This window comes from Scopulibacillus cellulosilyticus, from assembly GCF_042665295.1.
GTDB lineage: Bacteria > Bacillota > Bacilli > Bacillales > Sporolactobacillaceae > Scopulibacillus_A > Scopulibacillus_A cellulosilyticus.
Genome location: NZ_JBHTCO010000045.1, coordinates 64,669 through 85,366, shown reverse-complemented (window position 1 = coordinate 85,366; position 20,698 = coordinate 64,669). Strand labels below are relative to the sequence as shown.

At 39.1% G+C, this 20,698-nt stretch carries 18 protein-coding genes; 12 read left to right on the top strand and 6 right to left on the bottom strand.

Translation table 11 applies throughout. The annotated features are described in order from the left end of the window. The first annotated feature begins 149 nt into the window (after nucleotides 1–149). Entirely contained in the window at nucleotides 150–2,705 is a 2,556-nt protein-coding gene (locus ACFQRG_RS21500) for an NB-ARC domain-containing protein (RefSeq protein ID WP_380970157.1), read from the top strand. 157 nt (nucleotides 2,706–2,862) lie between these two features. Here ACFQRG_RS21500 and ACFQRG_RS21495 read toward each other — a convergent pair whose 3' ends face one another. Beyond that, on the bottom strand, nucleotides 2,863–4,191 hold the full coding sequence (locus ACFQRG_RS21495; protein ID WP_380970154.1) for an MFS transporter: 1,329 nt from the start codon (nucleotides 4,189–4,191) through the stop codon (nucleotides 2,863–2,865). Nucleotides 4,192–4,548: 357 nt separating this feature from the next. Here ACFQRG_RS21495 and ACFQRG_RS21490 point away from each other — a divergent pair, with 357 nt between their 5' ends. The 6 genes from ACFQRG_RS21490 (at nucleotide 4,549) to ACFQRG_RS21465 (ending at nucleotide 10,744) form a co-directional block, all read left to right on the top strand. After that, nucleotides 4,549–5,376 carry an alpha/beta hydrolase fold domain-containing protein gene (locus tag ACFQRG_RS21490; RefSeq protein ID WP_380970151.1) on the top strand — a complete coding sequence of 276 codons (828 nt, stop codon included), beginning with the start codon at nucleotides 4,549–4,551 and terminating at the stop codon, nucleotides 5,374–5,376. 210 nt (nucleotides 5,377–5,586) lie between these two features. Further along, complete coding sequence (locus ACFQRG_RS21485) at nucleotides 5,587–6,378, top strand: class I fructose-bisphosphate aldolase (protein WP_380970148.1); 792 nt, start codon at nucleotides 5,587–5,589, stop codon at nucleotides 6,376–6,378. Nucleotides 6,379–6,541: 163 nt separating this feature from the next. Continuing rightward, on the top strand, nucleotides 6,542–8,059 hold the full coding sequence (locus tag ACFQRG_RS21480) for an FGGY-family carbohydrate kinase (RefSeq protein WP_380970145.1): 1,518 nt from the start codon (nucleotides 6,542–6,544) through the stop codon (nucleotides 8,057–8,059). Nucleotides 8,060–8,063: 4 nt separating this feature from the next. Then, nucleotides 8,064–8,822, top strand: a complete 759-nt coding sequence (locus ACFQRG_RS21475; RefSeq protein WP_380970142.1) for an SDR family NAD(P)-dependent oxidoreductase — start codon at nucleotides 8,064–8,066, stop codon at nucleotides 8,820–8,822. Between the two features lie 197 nt (nucleotides 8,823–9,019). Next, nucleotides 9,020–10,012, top strand: a complete 993-nt coding sequence (locus ACFQRG_RS21470; RefSeq protein WP_380970139.1) for a 2-hydroxyacid dehydrogenase — start codon at nucleotides 9,020–9,022, stop codon at nucleotides 10,010–10,012. Between the two features lie 231 nt (nucleotides 10,013–10,243). Then, nucleotides 10,244–10,744 carry a hypothetical protein gene (locus ACFQRG_RS21465; RefSeq protein ID WP_380970136.1) on the top strand — a complete coding sequence of 167 codons (501 nt, stop codon included), beginning with the start codon at nucleotides 10,244–10,246 and terminating at the stop codon, nucleotides 10,742–10,744. A gap of 44 nt (nucleotides 10,745–10,788) precedes the next feature. Here ACFQRG_RS21465 and ACFQRG_RS21460 read toward each other — a convergent pair whose 3' ends face one another. From ACFQRG_RS21460 to ACFQRG_RS21445, 4 genes are all read right to left on the bottom strand, one after another. Continuing rightward, nucleotides 10,789–11,289 (bottom strand): YkvA family protein, encoded by a 501-nt coding sequence (locus tag ACFQRG_RS21460; protein ID WP_380970134.1) that lies wholly within the window; start codon nucleotides 11,287–11,289, stop codon nucleotides 10,789–10,791. 309 nt (nucleotides 11,290–11,598) lie between these two features. Beyond that, complete coding sequence (locus tag ACFQRG_RS21455) at nucleotides 11,599–12,030, bottom strand: hypothetical protein (protein ID WP_380970131.1); 432 nt, start codon at nucleotides 12,028–12,030, stop codon at nucleotides 11,599–11,601. Continuing rightward, a complete protein-coding gene (locus ACFQRG_RS21450; protein ID WP_380970128.1) occupies nucleotides 12,027–12,875 on the bottom strand; it encodes a DUF3100 domain-containing protein in 849 nt (282 codons plus the stop codon). The genes ACFQRG_RS21455 and ACFQRG_RS21450 overlap by 4 nt, the downstream gene beginning before the upstream one ends. Before the next feature lie 166 nt (nucleotides 12,876–13,041). After that, nucleotides 13,042–14,217, bottom strand: coding sequence for a M20 metallopeptidase family protein (locus ACFQRG_RS21445; protein ID WP_380970125.1), 1,176 nt, complete (start codon nucleotides 14,215–14,217; stop codon nucleotides 13,042–13,044). 317 nt (nucleotides 14,218–14,534) lie between these two features. Between ACFQRG_RS21445 and ACFQRG_RS21440 the strand changes: the two genes are divergently transcribed. The 5 genes from ACFQRG_RS21440 to ACFQRG_RS21420 all read left to right on the top strand — a co-directional run bounded on the left by ACFQRG_RS21440 (nucleotide 14,535) and on the right by ACFQRG_RS21420 (nucleotide 19,375). After that, nucleotides 14,535–14,846, top strand: coding sequence for a DUF5634 family protein (locus ACFQRG_RS21440; protein ID WP_380970122.1), 312 nt, complete (start codon nucleotides 14,535–14,537; stop codon nucleotides 14,844–14,846). A gap of 76 nt (nucleotides 14,847–14,922) precedes the next feature. Then, a complete protein-coding gene (locus ACFQRG_RS21435) occupies nucleotides 14,923–15,075 on the top strand; it encodes a hypothetical protein (protein ID WP_380970119.1) in 153 nt (50 codons plus the stop codon). 91 nt (nucleotides 15,076–15,166) lie between these two features. Then, the gene (locus tag ACFQRG_RS21430) at nucleotides 15,167–15,445 is read left to right on the top strand and encodes a hypothetical protein (RefSeq protein WP_380970116.1); all 279 of its coding nucleotides are present in this window, start codon (nucleotides 15,167–15,169) and stop codon (nucleotides 15,443–15,445) included. Nucleotides 15,446–16,365: 920 nt separating this feature from the next. Next, on the top strand, nucleotides 16,366–17,712 hold the full coding sequence (locus ACFQRG_RS21425; RefSeq protein ID WP_380970113.1) for an APC family permease: 1,347 nt from the start codon (nucleotides 16,366–16,368) through the stop codon (nucleotides 17,710–17,712). A 31-nt stretch (nucleotides 17,713–17,743) separates the two neighbouring features. Continuing rightward, the gene (locus tag ACFQRG_RS21420; RefSeq protein ID WP_380970110.1) at nucleotides 17,744–19,375 is read left to right on the top strand and encodes an amidohydrolase; all 1,632 of its coding nucleotides are present in this window, start codon (nucleotides 17,744–17,746) and stop codon (nucleotides 19,373–19,375) included. 203 nt (nucleotides 19,376–19,578) lie between these two features. On the opposite strand, the gene guaC is transcribed toward ACFQRG_RS21420, so the two are convergent. Further along, nucleotides 19,579–20,562 (bottom strand): GMP reductase, encoded by a 984-nt coding sequence (gene guaC / locus ACFQRG_RS21415; protein ID WP_380970107.1) that lies wholly within the window; start codon nucleotides 20,560–20,562, stop codon nucleotides 19,579–19,581. Between the last annotated feature and the right edge of the window lie 136 nt (nucleotides 20,563–20,698).

The following is a 20,698-nucleotide window of genomic DNA, read 5'->3' as shown; positions in this document are numbered from 1 at the left end:
TTAACGTTACACATTAACTCAAAGGGTTTCTAGCATTTTCAACTGTATAAAAGTACAGTGGTACTGTACTTTTTGTTTTCCATGTACAAAAAGGAATGTACTGGCTAAAATAAGTTATAAAGAATCGCTAAAGGAAGTGAGCAGAGGTTATGGCTGAACTTGAAGACCAGAACGGATTTGCCAAACTGTTATCTTCCGGCATTAAGGCATTAAGACAGCATCCTGACTATAAAACCAAGCGGAAGAAACCGGAAACGTTCTCAACGGGGCAATCTTATCTGGACAAGATTGCGGATCAACTTGGCGTTTCGGCAAATACCATTAAAAGCTGGATGGGGCAAATGGGAAGTAAATATATACCTGGGCGGATTGAAGATGCCAAACTTTTTGGCGTCATATGGATCATCCTTGAAAACAGTGAAATGGATATAAGATGGTTTACGGAACTATTGCAGACGACCTCTATTCCCGTTGTCAAACCGGCCATACCTTTATGGATAGCTTCTTGTCTTAAGAAGGCTAAAAAGCAGCAGAAAAACGGATTATTTGGTGCTCCTTCTGATCAAGACATTAAAAAAGTCATTGAACGGCTGTTTGATGACAAGCCGGATAATCAAAAGTTTGCCATGGAAGTCAAGCCTTTGGGACATAACTTGCCGACACGCTGGTCAAACACTTTTATTGGACGCCGGCATGAATTGGAAGCGATTCGGCAATGGATGTTATCTCCTTCACCGATGTGCCTAATTACCGGATGGGCAGGAATGGGGAAAACAACGATTGCGCTTGAAGCGGCCTATGCCTGTGTTGGCAGGCTGCATCGAGAAGGGATCACCCTTGACAAGTGTTGGCCGAGGTTTCGCTGTATGATATGGGTGAGCGCTGATTTGAAAAATCTTAGTTTCAACGACTTTCTTAACACAATTGCCTATCAGCTTGGACGGGCTGAACTCATAGATAAATCGATTAATGAAAAGCAATTGGTTGTTCGTCATGCCCTCGCAGCGTATGCCAGAGAAGAGCAAATATTGCTTATTGTTGACAGTATTGATACTGCAGACAGTGATATTTCCCAATTTATTAATGATCTCCCGCAAGGTGTTAAGGTAATCCTAACTGCCCGGGAAAATCTAAATCAAAATTACGGTGAAGCCTTTCGGGACATGAATATCATTCAATTAAGCGGACTTCAAAAAACCGAGGCTCTCGATTTTCTTATTCAGGAGGTCTCCCGTCACGATAAGATGTTTCATCCCCCGGACAAACAAAAAAAGATCAAGCAGTTACTTCATGCATCCAGTGAAATGCATATGCAGTTAATTTCGGCAACTGCAGGTAATCCTAAAGCCTTGTCACTCAGTATTGCCTATATCATAGATAATGATATTCCCATTCAAAGGCTTATTAAGGAAATAGAAGAAGCAAGCTATTCTTTATTAGGACTCTTTGAATATCTTTTTGGACGCACGTGGATACGCTGTCATGAGGATACTCGGCGCCTTTGGCAGGTGCTCTGTTTTTTCACTAGGCCTCCAGATGCAAACAGCTGGGCGCAAGCAGCAGGATTGGACGTTCGGCGTTTTCATCATGCTGTTGAACAGATGAGAACCTATGCATTAATTCAGCCTGAGCGGGTAAATGAACAACTTCACTATCGGGGGCATCAAACGGTAATAGCTTACGGTGAGCAGAATTTATCTGAGAATCAAGAGATGGAATTGGCATCACGCAAACGCTGGGTTCAATATTATATTAATTATTTGGACACCTATTTAAAACGGGAACAGCCCAGCGCAGCTTATTGGAATTACCTTCTTGGCCGTGATCTCGAAAAAATTAAACAGGAGTGGCCAAATATATATAAAGCCTTAGAGTGGGCTTATATGGAAGGACAAAGTGAATTCTTAATTGAACTAGTAATACGAGTCAGCCATTTTTTAAGCAGGGTTAATTTGCCGTTACGAATAGAATACGGTCTTAAGGCGGCTAAAGCTGCAAGACAATTAGATGAACCGATACTTGAAGCATTGTTTCAAATTGATACAGCAGGTTGGGCACTTATTGAGATAAACGATTTAAATAGAGGACTCCAACAGATTGAAGCGGGACTCCAAGTATTAGAACACTTGGATGCCGATAATCCTGATGTGTGCGATTTAAAAGTGTTAGGACTTGCTTTTAAATCAAGGCTGTCTTTGAAAGAAAACCAACCTGATAAAGCAGCTGATATATTAGATGAGGCTGTGAATATCCCTTCATCACCTATCATTCAGCATCGCCTTTTACTAGTTAAAGGTGATCTCTGTTTACAGCGCAGCCAATACAAAGAAGCTGTCCGGTGGTATGAAGAAGCGAATAAAATCAGTGCCGTTTATGGCGGTGAAAAAACGATTGAAGCTTATTTCAATTTAGGGGTTGCCTATGTAGAGTGCGGTGAGGCCGAAAAGGCAGAAAAAGCTTTCGGGCATGTGTTATATGACAAAACCCAACCTAACCAGATAGAGCTTATATATTACTATTATGGCAGGGCCCAACTGTCAGCCGGTACAGGGGATTATGCTGAAGCTCTGCGATTAAATAAGAAGGCTCTTGCTATTATTGATTCATGGGAACAAACGATTAGCATTCGAAATGAAGTGGAGCAATTTAATGAGGTGCTGGAAAATAAGCTGGATAAGAGCAATGGGGATTTTACTAAATATTGAATGCGAGTTTCGATTTCTAAAATAAGAAGATAACTTAGTAATTGTTTCTATCCGCTTTAAAATAACGATAAGCCCTCTGAGCCATGTAATCCATAGTTCAGAGGGTTTTAGAATTGATATTAAATTAAAAATTACAAAATTTCATTACTCCCAAGTTTTACTTAACGGTTTTGCTAAGTGGCGATCTGTTATCTTTCTTTTTTTCAACATCAATCGGTTCGACTTTTCCAAGCCAGAAAAGATAGGTTATTGCACCAATCAGCGTGATAACACCTGAAAATAGAAGAGTAAGGACAAATGAATGTGTCTTTGCAATGATAAGTCCAACAACAATTGGAGCTAAAGCGCCTCCCAAATTAGAGACGGCATTTTGAAGACCGAATACGATTGAAGTCATATTTTTAGGAGCGACGTCGCCCGGCAATGCCATAATTGCTGCGGCGGCAATTTCTAAGCCGGCATATGAAAGGGAGAATAGAACTACAGCCAATACAGTGGAATGGACAATTGCAGCAAAGGCTATAGATGTTGCCAGTAACATTCCTCCAACCAAGTTGATCTTACGTGCAACCGATAGAGAAAGACCTTTCATATATAAATAATCAGTTAACCATCCGCCTATAAGTTCTGCAACAAAACCTGTAAGTGGAGGGATCATAGCAACAAACCCCATGTTCAACAAACTCATTCCTTGTTCTTGTACAAGGTAGGTAGGAAACCACGTGATAAAAAAGTACATGACAAAGGTAAATGCGGTAAAGCCTATACACATAGCCCAAATATTCCGATATCGAAGCAGTTGATACCATTTAATAGGCTGAGTTTGATCAACGCCCTCTTTTTTCATTTGACCATCTCGAATATAATCAACTTCTGCTTGATTGGCGTACTTATGCTTTTCCGGATCACGATAATACAGCCACCAGATAACCGCCCAAATCAGACCAAGCAGACCGGAAATAATGAATGGCGCTTGCCAGCCAAATCTAGAAAGTAACCACACAACGCCGGGCATCGCTACAGCGGTACCTATTTTTGTTCCGCTGTCATATATAGCTGAAACTTTTCCTCTTTCTTTGTCAGGAAACCATCTTGCAGTAACCCCTGCGCAGCTCGGAAAGGCGCTTGATTCACCAATACCCATAAAAAACCTTGTAGCGAATAGTGATCCGACACCGCGAATAAATGCCGTTGCAATCGTTGCGATTGACCACCATGCAACAGAAATTGTTAAACATACACGTTGACCAATTTTATCAGAAAACCATCCGGCTGGTACTTGAAGAAGTGCATATGGCCAAAAAAAGGCTGATAAAATAATCCCCATCATATCCGGTGAAATATGAAATTGCTTCATTATTATAGGTGTTGCTGCCGAAAGATTTGTTCGATCAATATAGTTAATAGATATAGCAAGCCACATCAGTAAAGCTATATTCCATCTTACTTTTGTTTTCTTGGCGTTACTCTGATTAGAAAGAAGCATGTTATAACCTCCGTAATTTTATAAGATTCAGATTTCCTGGTGTATCACCTTGAACGAAAACCTTATCAATGTATAAAAACGTTTTCAAATCTTTTCATCATAACTTCATTCCCCTTTTCGCTTGGGTGCTTTTATGTAGCCATTATAAATGTATAAACTTATTAATTCTAATACCTATTTTTGATAATTTTATAGTTTAATACTATAAATCTTTAGTGTGGTAGTGTTATAAATTGATATGGTTATTGGAATTTTGAATTCGTTTTTACGGAAATTAGGGGTATATTTAAAGATAAATAGTATAGAAACTGATTATGGACATATAGCAAATTAACTTTAGGGAAGGAAGTTTAACAAATGATGCCAATCAACGAAGAAAAAGATATTATTTTTAAAGAAACCGATGACGGGCCATTGAAAGCTGATGTCTATTATCCAACTGAGGGGGATAAATATCCGGGAATCGTCCTTATTCACGGCGGCGCATGGCTGCAGGGCTATAAAGAGATGTACTGCGAGTGGGGGCCATATCTCGCCCAACAAGGATATGTAACAATGACCTTTAATTATCGCTTATCAACACCTGAAACCCCAACGTATCCTGATGTTATCAATGATGTAAAAGATGCTGTACAATTTTTTGTTAAAAACTCGAAAAAGTGGAAGATTGACACCGATAATATCGTTATCCTCGGTGATTCTGCAGGCGGCCATCTTGCAACATATATCACCATAGACAGCCAAAAAGATCCTTCTTATCATATCACGGCTGTGATCGGCGTTTATGGTGTCTATGATTTACCTGCCTGGCAACAGTACACAATGGAAGCGAGAGATAACGATCCCGTCGGCCAGCTTATGGGCGGGTCTTGTAATGAAATGCCTGAAAAGTATAAAGAGGCCTCACCATACTATAAAATTAAAATGCTTGAAAAGCCTTTTAATACTATTTTTTTCATTATTTGGGGTGATTCGGATGATGTCGTTCCTGCCAGTCAGTCTGAGGCATTTTCATTGTTATTGGAACAAAAAGGGTTCGACACACAAACACTTGTCATCCCTAATAAAGGACATTATTGGTTTAATATTTTTGAAGGTATTGAAGGGGGTTCACTAAAGGATGATCCCAATTCGCTTGTCGTTCCGAACATCCTCAATTATTTGAAAATGAAATTATCAAAGTAATTTAAATTCAAGAAATTACTATTGCATCAGGATGATATATCTAGTAAATTCCATTAAGTTAATTTTGACGCACCCTAATATTTGGACAAGCAAAAACATAGATTAAAAATATATACGTTTTACGTATGTGACTAGTCCCCACAAAAAGTTGACCCATACCGTCAATGCTTTGCGGGGATTTCTTGTTCTTTAAGAAATGGGGGAGAGCGTATGTCAAAAACCAGACGGATGTCTCATATATTTGCGAGCGACGGCAAGTCGATAACATTGGCTTTAGACGGCTTTTACTTTTCAACAAAAACAGCGGGTATTGATGATACGATAGCTCAATTGCCTAAGATGATTGAAAATGGCCTTGATGCGGTGATCGTGACGTATGGGATGGCGAAAACGTATGAAAATGCATTGACTCAAGTGGGGATGATCGTTCGTGCCGATATGTCAACCGGGATATTTGATTCGAATGTGCCGGATACAGCTGGTTTAATTACAGTTGAGGATGCATTAAAGCTTGGGGCGGATGGTGTTATAGCAATGACGTTCCCGGGAGCGGCCAATGAAGCAGCTTCACATCAGGTTGCCAGGGAATTAGCTCGGGAGGCTGACAAGTGGGATATGACATTAATCTGTGAAACACTTCCTTATGGCTATACGGTAACAAATAAAGCTTCAAATCAGCCTGATGTCATTGCCGCCGGGGCGCGGCTCGGAACTGAGCTTGGTGCAGATATTATTAAGACACGATTTTCTGGTGAATCAGGCGACGCCCGGATTATAAGAAATGCCCAACGCCCTGTTCTTGCTTTAGGCGGTCCGAAAGCCAATCACATCTTAGACTATTTTAGGTTTGTTGAGCACTGTATGGATGCTGGTGCGAAAGGGGTAGCTGTCGGCCGCAATGTTACGGAAAATGAAAATCCAGCGGGGGTTGTCGCCGGATTGAATGTCATCATTCATGGGAACGGTTCAGCTGAAGAAGCTTATGAAGCTTTTCAGTCATAATGAATGAAAGTCGCACATAATTTGTATAAAAACACTGATCCCGGATATCTTAAAACCGATTTTAAAATAGTGATGACAAAATAAGTATGATATTTACCTCAAAGAATGACAGAGATTTATGGTCAACTTTGGGGTTTTTATTTTTTCCAAAGGAGGGACGGTTTTGGGGAACTATTTGCTTGGTATTGATAACGGCGGCACCGTTACTAAGGCAGCCCTTTATACGCTGACGGGAAAAGAAGCGGCAATTGCCTCACGAAAGACGAATATGATCATGCCAAAGCCATTCCATACGGAACGTGATATAGATGAGCTTTGGGATGCGAACGTAGCGGTTATTAAAGAAGTAATAAGGAAGTCCGGAATCGATGCTCATCGAATCGCGGGGATATCGATCACGGGTCATGGGAACGGCCTTTATTTAACAACAAAGGATGGTAAGCCGACTTATAACGGCATTATTTCAACTGATCAAAGAGCCAAAAAATATATCTATAAATGGTATGCGGATCCGCGTTTTGAAACAGATGTTCTCCCTAAAACGATGCAGTCGGTATGGGCAGGTCAGCCAGTCGCCTTGCTTGCCTGGCTTAAAGACCATGACCCAGCTGTTATTGAACAAACGGATTATATTTTTATGGTTAAGGATTTTCTGCGCTTTAAGCTGACGGGGGAAGCCTGTTTGGAGCTGACGGATGTCTCAGGTACAAGCTTGCTTAACGTAAGAGATCAGTGTTTTGATAAGGATTTGCTTGAATTCTTCGGACTGCACGATTTCATATCAAAGCTTCCTCCGCTTAGACATTCAACCGATATATGCGGTTACGTTACCGAAGAAGCCGCACAAATAACAGGTCTTAAGGAAGGTACACCGATTGCCGGCGGGTTATTTGATATTGCGGCTTCAGCAGTCGCATCCGGTCTCGCAGAAGAAAATAAGTTATGCATCGTCGCCGGTACATGGAGCATCAATGAATTTATAACTAAAAAGCCGGTCATTGATAAAGATTTGTTTATGACATCGATTTATTGTCTGCCAAATTATTGGCTGACAACTGAAGCAAGCCCGACATCAGCCAGTAATCTGGAATGGTTTATCGATAGATTTTTGTCTAAAGAAAAAATTGAGGCCGAGATGCAAGGCCGTTCGGTTTATGACCTTTGCAACGAATTAGTTGCTTCAACGGATCCCAGGGAAAGTGATCTATTGTTTTTCCCATTTTTATTTGGTTCAAATTCGGTGCCTAATGCCAATGGCTGCTTTATCGGCATGAACAGCTGGCATAAGCAGAAACATTTTGTCCGTGCGGTATACGAGGGGATTGTATTCAGTCACATGTATCATATTGAGCGCTTGTTTAAATATAGTAGGAAGCCCGGCGCCTCACGTATTGCCGGGGGTGTGACAAAATCGGATGTATGGATGCAGATGTTCGCTGACTGTCTGCAAATCCCGCTTGAAATGGTTGAAGTAAAAGAACACGGCACGCTTGGCACAGCAATGTGCGCGGGTGTGATGACGGGGCACTATAAATCTATCAAACAAGCGGCTGACAAAATGGTAAAAGTTGAACGCATCATCCAGCCGAAAAAAGAAAATGCATCTATCTATGAAGGGAAGTACAAGAGATACAAAGAAACGTTAAAAAAGATGGAACTAATATGGAAGGCAGGCGGATAATACGATGGACTTAGGCCTTAAAGGAAAAACAGCAATTGTCACAGGAGGGTCACGAGGCGTAGGCCGTGAGATTGCCTTAGCACTAGCCAAGGAAGGTGCTGACGTAGCATTGACATACCGAAGCAATCGAGATAAGGCGCAAGAGGTTGTCGAAGACATTAGATCGCTTGGCCGTAAAGCTTTTGCTTATCAAGTTGACCTTGCTAATGCCGATGAGACGATTGAAATCGTAAAAAAGAGTATTGAAGATTTGGGCGGCGTAGATGTACTTATTAATAATGCGGGTGTGTGGCCGAAGAGCCATGTTAAGGATATGAGCTTGCCGGACTGGGAAGGAACGCTGGATATTAACTTAACAAGCGTCTTCCTAACATGCCGGACCTTTATAAACTATTGTCTAGAACGAAACAAAAAAGGAAAAATCCTGAACATCACTTCTCAGGCAGCTTTTCATGGTTCAACGACAGGACATGCTCATTATGCGGCAAGCAAAGCGGGGATGGTCGGTTTTACAATTTCGCTCGCACGCGAGGTAGCCAAAAACGGCATTAATGTTAATAATTTGGCATTAGGTATTGTAGAAACCGATATGATAAGAGATTCACTTAAAAAGAATAGAGATTACTATATTAACCGTATCCCAATTGGCCGCCCGGCAACACCAAAAGAAATTGCCGACATTGCTGTTTTCCTCGTCTCAGATAAAGCAAACTATCTCACAGGTGCGACATTGGATGCCACTGGCGGAATGTTAATGCGTTAAGGGATATTTAATAATTAAAAAACTAGCTTTGGATGAGCGAACGATAAGGATTGAGAGCGAATTTCAAAAATTAAGAGCAAAATTAAGGGATTAGGAGCGAAGCCCAAGGGTTAAGAGCGAAACCCAGAGTTTAAGAGCGATCTTTTTAATTAAGTAAAAGTAAGTTTGATATATTCTTTTACAGGGAAGTGTTTATATTGAAATGCTTAGCTATTGCAGATTTATTTATACCAAAGGATATAATGAAACAAGGATTAAAAAAGCTCGTTGATGCCGGTATTGAGGTCACCATCAGGGAATGGAAACATGAGAATTTAGAGCAGCTGCAAAAAGATAACTTAGCGATCGAACAAGGCGGGAGCGAAGCCGTTAAACTGCCCGAAATTTTACTTAAAGATATAGAAACATTTGATATCATTATAACGCAATTTGCCCCTCTCAATAAGGAAGTTATTCGTTCGGCCAGCCAACTAAAAACCATTGGCGTTCTTCGCGGCGGCAAGGAAAATGTTAACGTGAATTTCGCGAAAAGGAATAATATTACTGTCATTAATACACCTGGACGCAATGCTCGAAGCGTTGCCGAATTCACTGTAGGATTAATCTTGTCAGAAATGCGGAATATCGCCCGTTCTCATGCCGCTTTAAAACAAGGGCAATGGCGGAAGGACTTTCCTAACAATGACTTCGTTCCAGAACTCGAAGATAGAACAATTGGTCTTATCGGCTTCGGTAACATTGGTCAGCTCGTCGGCCGTTTCTTAAACGGATTCGATGCGCGTATTATTTTCTTTGATCCGTACTTTAACGGTCAAACTGATTTTGAACAAGTCAATTTAGACACTTTGCTCAGGGAGGCCGATGTTGTTTCACTGCATGCTCGGCTAACGGAAGAGACCAAACATATGATTCGCTACGAGCACTTCCGGCAAATGAAGAAAACTGCAATCTTTGTTAACTCGGCGCGCTCCGGCCTCATTAAAGAAGACGATCTTATTAAAGCATTGAAAAATAATGAAATTGCCGGTGCGGCTTTAGATACTTTTGATCACGAACCCCTTGAAGGTGAAAGCCCTTTTTTGCAGCTTGACAATGTAACTGTGACGCCGCATATGGCAGGAAGTACAAATGATGCATTTCGTAATACTCCGAAGAAATTAGCGGAGTTATTGATCAAACATCTGAATTGAAAAAGGTCGATGTTGTATTTAATTTGCGGCTGAATATAAATAGGTAAGGTTTATCCCGGTGAAATGTCCGTAAGGTTCCCTCCTAAAAACACTTGAGAATCATTAACGTTTAGGCGGAATATAACGGACAGTAAACCTCTGGTAAGTTTAACCTAACCATCTGTGGGGATGAACAAAAAACCCACTGATGGAAGTTTTACTCTATAAATCTGCAGAAGGTGATGATGATGAGTGAAAAAGGTTTTTCAAAAGGCCAGTCAGCAACTAAATGATTTAAAGGAAAATAAAGAAGTCATCTTGGCCAATGCAAAAGAGAAGTTATCTGAAAAGGGAATATCTATACCGATAACTTCTGAGATGCTCTTGTGGTTCCTGAAGAAGAAAGCTAGTCAGGAAAAAATGATTAAAAAAATAGATGTGAACTTTAATGAAGATTTTATAAAGCTTAGCGGTAAAGTTCAAAAGCTGCTGTTAAAATTTGACTTTGAAATTGATCTAAAACCGTTAAGAGCGGAAAAACGGGTACTGTACTTTGGAGTGGCGGGTATGAAGCCATTAAATCAGGGATGGATAAAACGTATCATTTTCAGTATACCGCCCGGAATGAGTTATAAAGAAGGAATTATTAGTTTTGACTTAAATCAATTTGATAAAGTAAGAGCCATACCCGTTGGCAATATTCAATCGTTTGAAATAAAGAATCAAAAGCTTTGGGTTAAAATCGGTTTATAATGAAAATCCCCTCACTAAGGGAAAGAGTGAGAAGGAAAGTGTCTTTATTCTCTGTTATCATTTTTCTTATCTTTGTCATCCCGGCTATCAGGATTAAAGAACTTTTCAGCTTTTTCTTTATGTGCGTCTGTCACATTTTTTCCAATCGCAGTGAGGGCAGCAGTGATAATTGCAGCATCATCCGTCATTCCTGCACCAAAAATGGCGTCTGGAATAGCATCTATCGGGAGTATAAAATACGCTAATGCTGCAAAGGCGACTCCTTTTGCATAGAGAGGCGTTTTTGAATCAATGGCACAATAATAGAGTGAAACAGCATCTTTTGCAAAGGGAATCTTACCCGTAAATTTTTTTATCTTTGTCCAAAAATTTTTCCTAACAATTTTCTCATTCTTTTTATTATAACCGTCTTCGGATCCTTCAACGCCACTTGTTGAGCGTTTGCCGGAAAATATTTTCATCTTTGCCCAAAAATCTGCTTTTACATTTTGATTGTCGTTATGACTTTCGGACTCGCTGTTAGTAAAGTCATCATTACGCGGCATTTAAGCGGCCTCCTTTATCATTATTCTATATTTTATCATAATTTTTAAATAGTATAGACTAATCCAGGGTTTCACTTTCCTCCATGGATTCATTGACTCCAGATAAATGAAAAATTAGCCTACAATCTATAAGAAGTAGGCTTTTTAAATATTAGGGGTAAATGTGAAAAGGATACAGTAAATTTTTGTGAAACTTGTTAATCCTTTATCATAGAAGGGACGAGCTTTAAAGAAAAGTCAGCTGCTGATTCATATTTTAATTAAATAATTAAGGAAGGCCCCTTCAAACCTTGATCGTTCGGAAACTTTCTAAAAAAAGCGTAGCGTAATTTCTGAAAACACTGCTGCCAGCAAATACGACCCAGTAAGAACAACCAGTGCTATGACAACAATCCGCCAGCTTAACTTCTTAAATGCGTCGATATCTTTTCCGAATGACAGACCGGCATAAGCTAGAATCGGAGTGGCAAGGGTCATAAAGTCAATTTTCCCTACGGCTTTTACGATCATATCGTGACCGGGAAAAATAGGGGTGCTCACAAACACTGCTAACAAGGATATCCAAAGGACTGCCGGCAACTTGACCGGTAAAAGGTTAGTAATGATATAACCAGCTAATGCAACGATTATCATAATGATGACTCCTGGCAATGCTTCGATAGGTGTGACACCAAAGCCAATCCAGTTTCCGACTAGAGATATAATTCCGACAATACAAAGTATGATGACTTTTTCTTTCATATGTTAGCATCCTCACTTTCACGTATCACTGGTGAAGCTTCTTTTATCTTTTTACGGCCTAGAATAGGTTGAAGCCATTTGTATAGACGTGCTGTAACTGGCAAGGAGAAGAAAATACAAAGATAGGTACCGACAGCGCTGCCGATCATATTGGCTGACGCGGCAAATAATGCAATTTGTTTGGCCATATGCGGATAAATGACTGCCAGTGCCCCAGTGCCCGCTGCCATCATACTTCCTGAACCAATCCCTGCTGCCATTGCCAAGGAAAGGGGATCAAATACTTTCAAACTTGCCAAGATACTTGCCAAAAAAGATATATAAATTGAACCGAAAAGCGTCCCGCAAATATATACACCTAGGGCACCTCTGCCTTCTGGAGAGTCTGCACCGTATTTTTCGGCGATAACGGCAAGGTTTCCTTCACGGTCAATTGAAAAAGTCGCACCAATTGCTTCACGCTTCATCCCGATTAATATTGCAATTGGCAAACCGAGAACAATAGTGCCTAAAATATGTCCAATTTCTTGTGATATAAAAGAGACCCCTGAGTGAAAAACTTGGCTCAAAGAAGGTCCGACCATTGTTCCCATTTTAACGACGAACAGCATAACAGAAATGCCTAAGAAATTGGCAGCCTTCTTCATTTCTCCGTTACTTAGCCATTTAAATGACGGCCAGCTAATAAAAGCACCTAATACCATCGCATATAACATAGGAAATAACGCAATGACCCCGATTCCTATATTAAATTTTCTGGTTCCAATAAATTCAGAAATGACGACAAGAATAAAAACAAATATGTGCAATTTAACGTTTTTTGCTCGAGCCATCTTATTTGTCATATGCTTCAATCCCTTCGGTTGCTGAAAATTCAAAAAACGTTTGGTGAATAATAACGGTATGATTCTTGGTATGGTTGAGCATTAAAAAGGTTCTTCATTTTATTGTACCAACCAAACTTATCGTCTTTTTAAATTCGGTTGGTACATTAAATATGAATCTTACATTTTAGTCAAGAAGCTTAAATGATGAATAGATAAACAGTTCTACACCCATCATTAGTGCATCTTCATCAATGGCAAATTTCGGATGATGGTGCGGGTGGATAGGATGTTTTTCTTCATTGCCGGCTCCCATGTGTATGAAACATCCCGGCGCCTTATCTGCAAATGCTGAAAAATCTTCTCCTCCCATTAATGGCGGGATAAATTCTACCGCATCGTCCCCCCATCGTTCCCGAATCGTATTTTCCATAACCTTTGTTACGGCTTCATCGTTTATTACAGGGTTATATCCAAACATGTAATCCAAATGATATGATGCGCCATTTCCTTCAGCAATACCTTTAACGATGCTTTCCATACGTTCAGGAATTAATTTTCGCACATCGGGATTAAAAGTACGTGTCGAACCGCCTAATACAACAGAATCAGGAATGATATTATAAGCATCTCCGGCTTTAAATTGAGTGATTGAGACAACAGCTTTTTCCGAAGCGCTGATATTTCTCGAAACTATTTGTTGAAGGTTGGTTATAATTTGAGCGGCAATGACAACGGGATCGACAGTGTTTTCCGGTTGTGAGGAATGCCCGCCTTTACCATTAATGGTTATATAAAATTTATCGGTTGCTGACGTAAGCGTTCCGTATGCAACGCCGAATTTTCCAACCGGAATTTGGGAAGCAACATGGATACCTGTGACCATGTCCACACCTTCCATTACACCTGCTTTAACCATTTCAACTGCTCCGCCCGGGGGATCTTCTTCAGCATGTTGAAAAATGAATCTGAGTTCCCCTTTTATCTGTTCTTTTAGCTGTGTGAAAATCTTCACCGCTCCAAGGAGCATAGCTGTGTGTCCGTCGTGACCGCAGGCATGCATGACACCAGGATTTTTGGAAGCGAAGGGCAGATCGGTTTCCTCATGAATCGGAAGCGCATCTATATCCGCACGCAGTGCCAATACTTTTCCGGGCTGTGATCCAATCAAACGAGCAACGACACTCGTTTTGGTAGGGCGAGTAATGACTAAGTTTTCAAAGGTTTGCAGGGTATCATAAATAAATTGAGATGTTTTTTCCTCTTTGAAGGAAAGCTCTGGATTTTGGTGGAAGTGCCTGCGCCATTTAATAACATCATCTTTTACTGTGGAAATAAGCTCATCTAATGTTTCAGTCTTCATAATAACCCTCCATTTTATAAAAATCCCCAATTTCACGCTTCTTTCGACAATTTTCATATATTCAGTTTATAGGTATAAAGCTCTATTATCAAGCACTTTTTAAAATATTCATAAAAACAGATTTATCCAAATAGTGGATGCCATTTTAGATGCCAAATGTATAAATAAATATTGTTTAAGTTTTAGTTAGCTTGTGAAATTAAGGTTTTAGCACCGTTAAGAAATTTGGATTTTTTGGTTATCTTTTTGTCTGTTCTCGTACAATATAGATGAAGTAAGCCATATTTCAATATAACAACGAACAGGAGTTTTAAATCATGGAATATATATCAAGAGAAACAATTTTAAATCATATGAGCGCTGACCTGGAGAACGTTATGATCAGGTTCGATATTGACCATGTTGGCATTTATGAAGAGGAAGGTGAAGGGGAAAATTATTATATAGGCTATACGGTTAAGAAGGATGGCAAGGTTTATATGATCAATATGCCGTTTATCAAAAACGATAAGAACGAACTTGCTGTTGCTGAGCAAACTTGGACAATCCAAGGAGAAAATGGTAAAGAGCGGAAAGGGTTCAAAACACTTGATGAAGTATTTGAATCCATTAACCACCGTACCCATTGAGTAGAAAAACGGAATTCCTATAGGATATGGTAATAAAATATTTTTTTATAAATGAAATTTGAGAGGGGCTGCTAATATGTCCGATAAGACTTCAAGACAAAAGAATCATGAGAATGAAAACGCAATAGAAAAAGAGCTTCACAAAAAAGTGATGCATGACATTCAAGAGAATGCGATTATCGATGATGCAAAGAAAATGGTTGACGAGGAATTTCGAGTGGAAAAATAGCAAGGTCATTTGTTATGAATGGCAGAAAATGTACAGTACATACTAAATGACGTCAATGTTTAGATTATCCTTACAGAAGGAGCGATTTATTGTGCCTATTGAAAACAATCATTCTTCACAAACAATCATTGAGGACATATGGAATGATACTTGCGGATCTTGGCAAAATTGTACGGAAAAATCCATTCAGTCATTCTTAACACAATGCCAAGAAAATAATATTGATCCGCAATACTGCATGGGCTGGGTAGAGCAGCATAAGGAACAAATCCCTGACTGGCAGTCAGTTTCAAAAGGATCACTCGATTGGATTAATCAGCATACTTCAACCGGTTCGCCAATTTCAATTAATAATCAGGATCTTCGTTAATTAAAGGAGGGGATTTTCCTCTCCGATTTTTCAGCAGTGAATGTAGTATACAAATACCAAGCCTTTTTGACTATCTTTTTCAAAATTTTTCATTAATCTGCAAAAAAATCCTTCACAAAATGACTTGTTATAGAGTATAATCATTTATGAAATATTTACGAATTATGTAAAACACTTTGACATTAAAATTAATCGTGTTTATTCAAGGCAAGGGACTTATTCCGAATCCGTAAAATGGTCATCAGTACTTATACCCTCGTTTGATGGTTCTGCATAATTTACCACTTCTTCTTTTGATTAAAATTCCATCTCATAACGTGTAAAAGCAATTAGGCTAATGTTTTATAATTTAAGGTTTAGTTTATTTCAAATAAGGATTTTTAACCCCTTATTGAATTTTTTGATAATCAGCTTTACGGCATATCGGTCTTTTCCTAATCCAAGCATATCTTATATAAAACATAATCCCCATTGCAATAATAGAAACAGATAACTTGACGCATCATATGCTAAAAAGTTACACCAGCTTTCTAAAATAGAAAGTTCTCCGTACATTTTGTCCCCTTTTTATCATCAGCAGTACCCTTGCCTTTTTTTAAATATTAAAATTAAATTTTAAAGCTTTATATAAATGTGTTGTATAACTCTTTCACTTTGATTATGGTGAGAGAGTTTTTTAATCAGCATTTAACAGCTTTTAGTCAAAAATGAATAAAATATGCAAAAGGTCATAAATCGATATACGATATAATTAAGAAATTAATATTTATAGATATGTTTGACAATTACGTGATTTGGCATAATTTTTGCATAGTAGTGAATAGAAACATTTATTTTTATTTTTTAAAATAGAAAGAGGGGGCATAGAAACAAGACAATTGATGCTGCTGTTTTAATATCGGAAAAAGGGGGCGGTTAAATTGAACAATGAAAAACAGGGGAAACTTAAAAGATCGTTGAGTTTAAGCCATGTGGTGTTTTTTGGACTTGCCTTTATGGCGCCTGGGACTGTGTTCGGGACATATGGTGTTGCTGCCTTTGAAAGTAAAGGGATGATTGCTGCGGGTTATATTGCAGCTTTATTTGTCATGCTTTTTACAGCGTACAGTTACGCGCAGTTGGTAAAAGCATTTCCTTCAGCGGGAGCGGCTTATACATTTACTCAAAAAGCCATTAATCCTTATTTAGGATTCTTGGTTGGCTGGGCAATATTGCTGGATTATATGCTAAGTCCTATGATAAGCTCTTTACTTTTAAGCATTTCATTAAAAGCGTATTTTCCGGCTGTTCCAATGTTTGTTTGGATTATTATTTTTGTAATCGTTATCACAACAATCAATATCCTTGGTATTAAATTTGCTGCGAATTTTAATACTTATGTCTTTCTTCTGCAAATGCTGTCGTTTATTCTCTTTGTCTTTTTTGCCTTAAAGTATTTGCTGCATGGAGATGGAGGAGGAACATCCTTTTCGATCTTGCCTTTTTATGACCACAACGTAAAATTTTCGGCTTTAGCCGGGGTTATTCCAGTCTTATGTTTTACCTATTTGGGGTTTGATGCTGTTACAGCTTTATCGGAGGAGACGAAAAATCCTACTAAAACACTTCCTAAGGCTATTTATTTAATTCCGATCATCGGAAGTGTTATCTATGTTATAGCAACCTATTTATTACAAATAGTCTATCCGAATATCAGCTCATTTTCTGATCCGCAATCTGTCCAATATAAGATTTTTTATTTAATCGGCGGCATGTTTCTAAAATCAGTTTTTGTTGCTATGGGGATTGTGGCAAGCGTTACCTCAGCCATCGCGTCAGGCTCCAGTGCATCCCGGATTATGTATGCGATGGGAAGAGAAAATATTCTTCCTAAGAAGCTGTTTGGATACATATCCCCAAAATTTCATACGCCTGTTTTTAATATTTTAATTGTTGGTGCCGTCGCACTTTCATCGATGTTATTTAATTTGAATTTCGCAACATCTCTCATTAACTTCGGTGCGTTTTTCGCGTTTATTTTTGTCAATATCTCTGTTATTACCCATTATTTTATTAAAAATAAGGAGCGTTCACTTAAAGGATCAATCAAATATCTCGTTCTTCCCTTGATAGGGGCGGTTCTTATTTTTGCATTATGGTTAAACCTAGGTAAGTTTTCATTGGTCTTAGGAGGCGTTTGGCTTATTATTGGTTTCATTTATCTTTTGAAACAGACAAAAATGTTTAAACAATCGCCTTCAGATGTCTTTTTAGATACTGAAGCATGATGATAACACTAAAAATCGGGGGAATTCTTTTATGAGTCATACAAATCAAGCTGATATTATTTTGTCAAGCAACGCTGTATTTACCGGTGCGGGGGATAAGCCAATCCCGGCATCTATTGCCATTGTTGATAACAAAATTGCAGCAGTTGGTACAAAGGAAGAAGTTGAGGTGTTTAAAGGTCCGGATACGAAAATCTATGACTATGCTGATCAATTGATTGTGCCGGGCTTTCATGACTTTCATCTCCATCTGATCATGGGCACGATATTAGAGAATGGTGTCAATCTTTCAGAAGCAAGGTCGGAGGAAGAGGCTGTGCAAATGGTGAAGCAGTATGCGGATGAACGTCCGGATGAAGAATGGATTATAGGGGTCGGCTGGGATGCCGGCTACTGGGAAGGCAAACAGTTGCCGGACAAATCCTCATTGGATCGAGTCATTCCGGATCGACTCGTTTTGCTCTATCATGCGGAAATGCATTATGCATGGGTGAATAGTAAAACATTGGCATATTGCAATATTGATAGAGATACTGAAAATCCGCCTTATGGATTTATTAACAAAGATGATAATGGTGAACCAACTGGTATATTATACGAAAAAGCAACGAGATTGGTTGACCAAAAGGCTTATGATTTTTCAAAAGACAAGGAAAAAGAATTAATGGAGAAGTTCCTGAAGCTTTCTGCCAGTGTCGGCGTGACATCGGTCAATGATATGTACGGCGATAATAATGAAAAGTATTATGAGCTGTTTAAAGAATTTGATGAAAAAGGCCAATTAACAACCCGAGTTCATATTTTCCCTTCTATTGATTTTGAGATGGAAAGACTCAAACAATATCGTAAAGACTATGCATCTGATAAACTTCAATTTTCAGGCTTGAAAGGGTTTATTGACGGGGTCATCACGAGCCGTACTGCTTATCTTGTCGGCCCTTATGCGGATGATCCGGAAACTTCGGGAGAATTGGTTTATACACCAGAAGAAATTAAGAAAAAAGTCGTTGAAGCGGATAAAGAAGGATTTCGCATCCGTTTCCATGCGATAGGTGACGGGGCGGTCCGTTTGGCTCTTGATGCCTTTGAAGAAGCGCAAAAAGCGAATGGAAAAAGGGACTCGAGACATACCATCGAGCACGTGGAGATTATTCAAGAAGATGACATTCCGCGGTTCAGCGAATTGGGTGTACTCGCTTCCATGCAGCCGGAACTTATGGCTCAAAGCGAAAGGAAAACATATACTGCACGTATCGGCAAGGAAAAAGAACCGTTTGTCTTTCCGATTAATACATTAAAAAGCACAGGGGTAACAGTCGGGCTCGGCACTGATTTTCCTGTTGCCGCTTTAAACCCAATGCTGGAAATTTACCGGGCTGTGACAAGGATTTCAAGTGATGGACGGCCATGGCATGTTCATGAATGTATTTCACTGGCCGAAGCATTGAAAGATTATACGAAAAGCCCTGCTTATGGAACATTTAGAGAGAATGAATTGGGCACTTTGGAAGCTGGAAAGCTGGCGGACATTGTTGTTTTAGATAGAAATCTTTTTGAAGTTCGTCCTGAAGAAATACTGGAAACAAAAGTGAAGCTTACAATTTCTGATGGTCAAGTCGTCTATGACAGTGAACATACTTTTGAAGAAGCAAAAACGTATTGATGAATAGATAGAGATATTTTAAATGATAAGAGGCCGAATATTGGTTACACGAAATCAAAATTTCCCTCTGTAAAAAGACTTTATCTGCCTTTACGTGTGCATGTTGGAAATGCAAATAGTGTCCTTGGCGCTTTTTCAAAATGAAAAATGCAAAGGAGAGCAAATACAAAAAGTACTTGCTCTCCTTAATATATTTGAAGCCATTAGTATACTTTATCACCGTTGAAAATTGAATTCTTCACAATAACATAATCCACGTTACGGATGGCTTCTAACTGGTTTCCACCCGCATAAGAGATAGAGGATTGCAGGTCTTGTTCCATTTCTATTAAGGTATCTTTTAAAGAACCTTTGTGTTCCACATACATTTTTTTGCCTTCGACATTTTTTCTTTCGCCTTTTTGGAATTCGGAGGCTGAACCAAAGTATTCTTTATAGGTTTTTCCATCTTTTTCAACGGTTTCTCCCGGAGATTCTTCGTGTCCGGCAAATAATGAACCAATCATGACCATAGAAGCGCCGAATCTAATTGATTTTGCAATATCTCCGTGTGTACGAATACCGCCGTCTGCAATGATTGGTTTGCTTGCAGCCTTTGCACACCAACGCAGCGCAGCTAATTGCCAACCGCCTGTTCCAAACCCAGTTTTAATTTTGGTGATGCATACCTTGCCTGGTCCGATGCCCACTTTTGTCGCATCAGCTCCGGCATGTTCCAATTCTCTTACTGCTTCCGGAGTTCCGACATTTCCTGCAATGACAAAACTATCCGGTAAGTGTTTTTTAATATACTGGATCATTTCTATCACTGCATTGGAATGGCCATGTGCGATATCGATCGTAATGTATTCCGGTGTGAGATTTTCATCTGATAATTGTTTTATGAATTGATATTCATCTTCTTTAACACCAACACTAATTGATGCAAATAATCCGCGTGCTTTCATGTCTTTAATAAAAGATGCACGTTTTTCAGGATGAAAACGATGCATGATATAGAAGTAACCATTTTCCGCTAAGTAAATAGCAATCTTTTCATCAATGATCGTCTGCATATTTGCGGGAACGACAGGTAATTTAAACTGGCGTCCTCCAAAGTTTATTGTTGTATCACATTCAGAGCGGCTGTTTACGATGCATTTTGCCGGAATCAGTTGTATATCTTCATAATCAAACACATTTTCCATGGTTTACACCTCTAAATACGAATATTTTATTTATATTAAACTGAAAATGTTCGCCATTAGTTAATGTACATTATTTTTATTAGTATGTCAAATTTTTATAATATTTATAAATTGTTTCTGTAACGGTGTAATATAT

Bases quoted from the DNA above. Each gene is read 5' to 3' on its own strand.
- ACFQRG_RS21440 (WP_380970122.1), top strand. From the start codon at position 14,535: ATGGAATATATATCAAGAGAAACAATTTTAAATCATATGAGCGCTGAC.
- ACFQRG_RS21450 (WP_380970128.1), bottom strand. From the start codon at position 12,875: ATGACAAATAAGATGGCTCGAGCAAAAAACGTTAAATTGCACATATTT.
- ACFQRG_RS21490 (WP_380970151.1), top strand. From the start codon at position 4,549: ATGATGCCAATCAACGAAGAAAAAGATATTATTTTTAAAGAAACCGAT.
- ACFQRG_RS21460 (WP_380970134.1), bottom strand. From the start codon at position 11,289: ATGCCGCGTAATGATGACTTTACTAACAGCGAGTCCGAAAGTCATAAC.
- guaC (WP_380970107.1), bottom strand. From the start codon at position 20,562: ATGGAAAATGTGTTTGATTATGAAGATATACAACTGATTCCGGCAAAA.
- ACFQRG_RS21435 (WP_380970119.1), top strand. From the start codon at position 14,923: ATGTCCGATAAGACTTCAAGACAAAAGAATCATGAGAATGAAAACGCA.
- ACFQRG_RS21445 (WP_380970125.1), bottom strand. From the start codon at position 14,217: ATGAAGACTGAAACATTAGATGAGCTTATTTCCACAGTAAAAGATGAT.
- ACFQRG_RS21420 (WP_380970110.1), top strand. From the start codon at position 17,744: ATGAGTCATACAAATCAAGCTGATATTATTTTGTCAAGCAACGCTGTA.
- ACFQRG_RS21485 (WP_380970148.1), top strand. From the start codon at position 5,587: ATGTCAAAAACCAGACGGATGTCTCATATATTTGCGAGCGACGGCAAG.
- ACFQRG_RS21500 (WP_380970157.1), top strand. From the start codon at position 150: ATGGCTGAACTTGAAGACCAGAACGGATTTGCCAAACTGTTATCTTCC.
- ACFQRG_RS21495 (WP_380970154.1), bottom strand. From the start codon at position 4,191: ATGCTTCTTTCTAATCAGAGTAACGCCAAGAAAACAAAAGTAAGATGG.
- ACFQRG_RS21475 (WP_380970142.1), top strand. From the start codon at position 8,064: ATGGACTTAGGCCTTAAAGGAAAAACAGCAATTGTCACAGGAGGGTCA.
- ACFQRG_RS21455 (WP_380970131.1), bottom strand. From the start codon at position 12,030: ATGAAAGAAAAAGTCATCATACTTTGTATTGTCGGAATTATATCTCTA.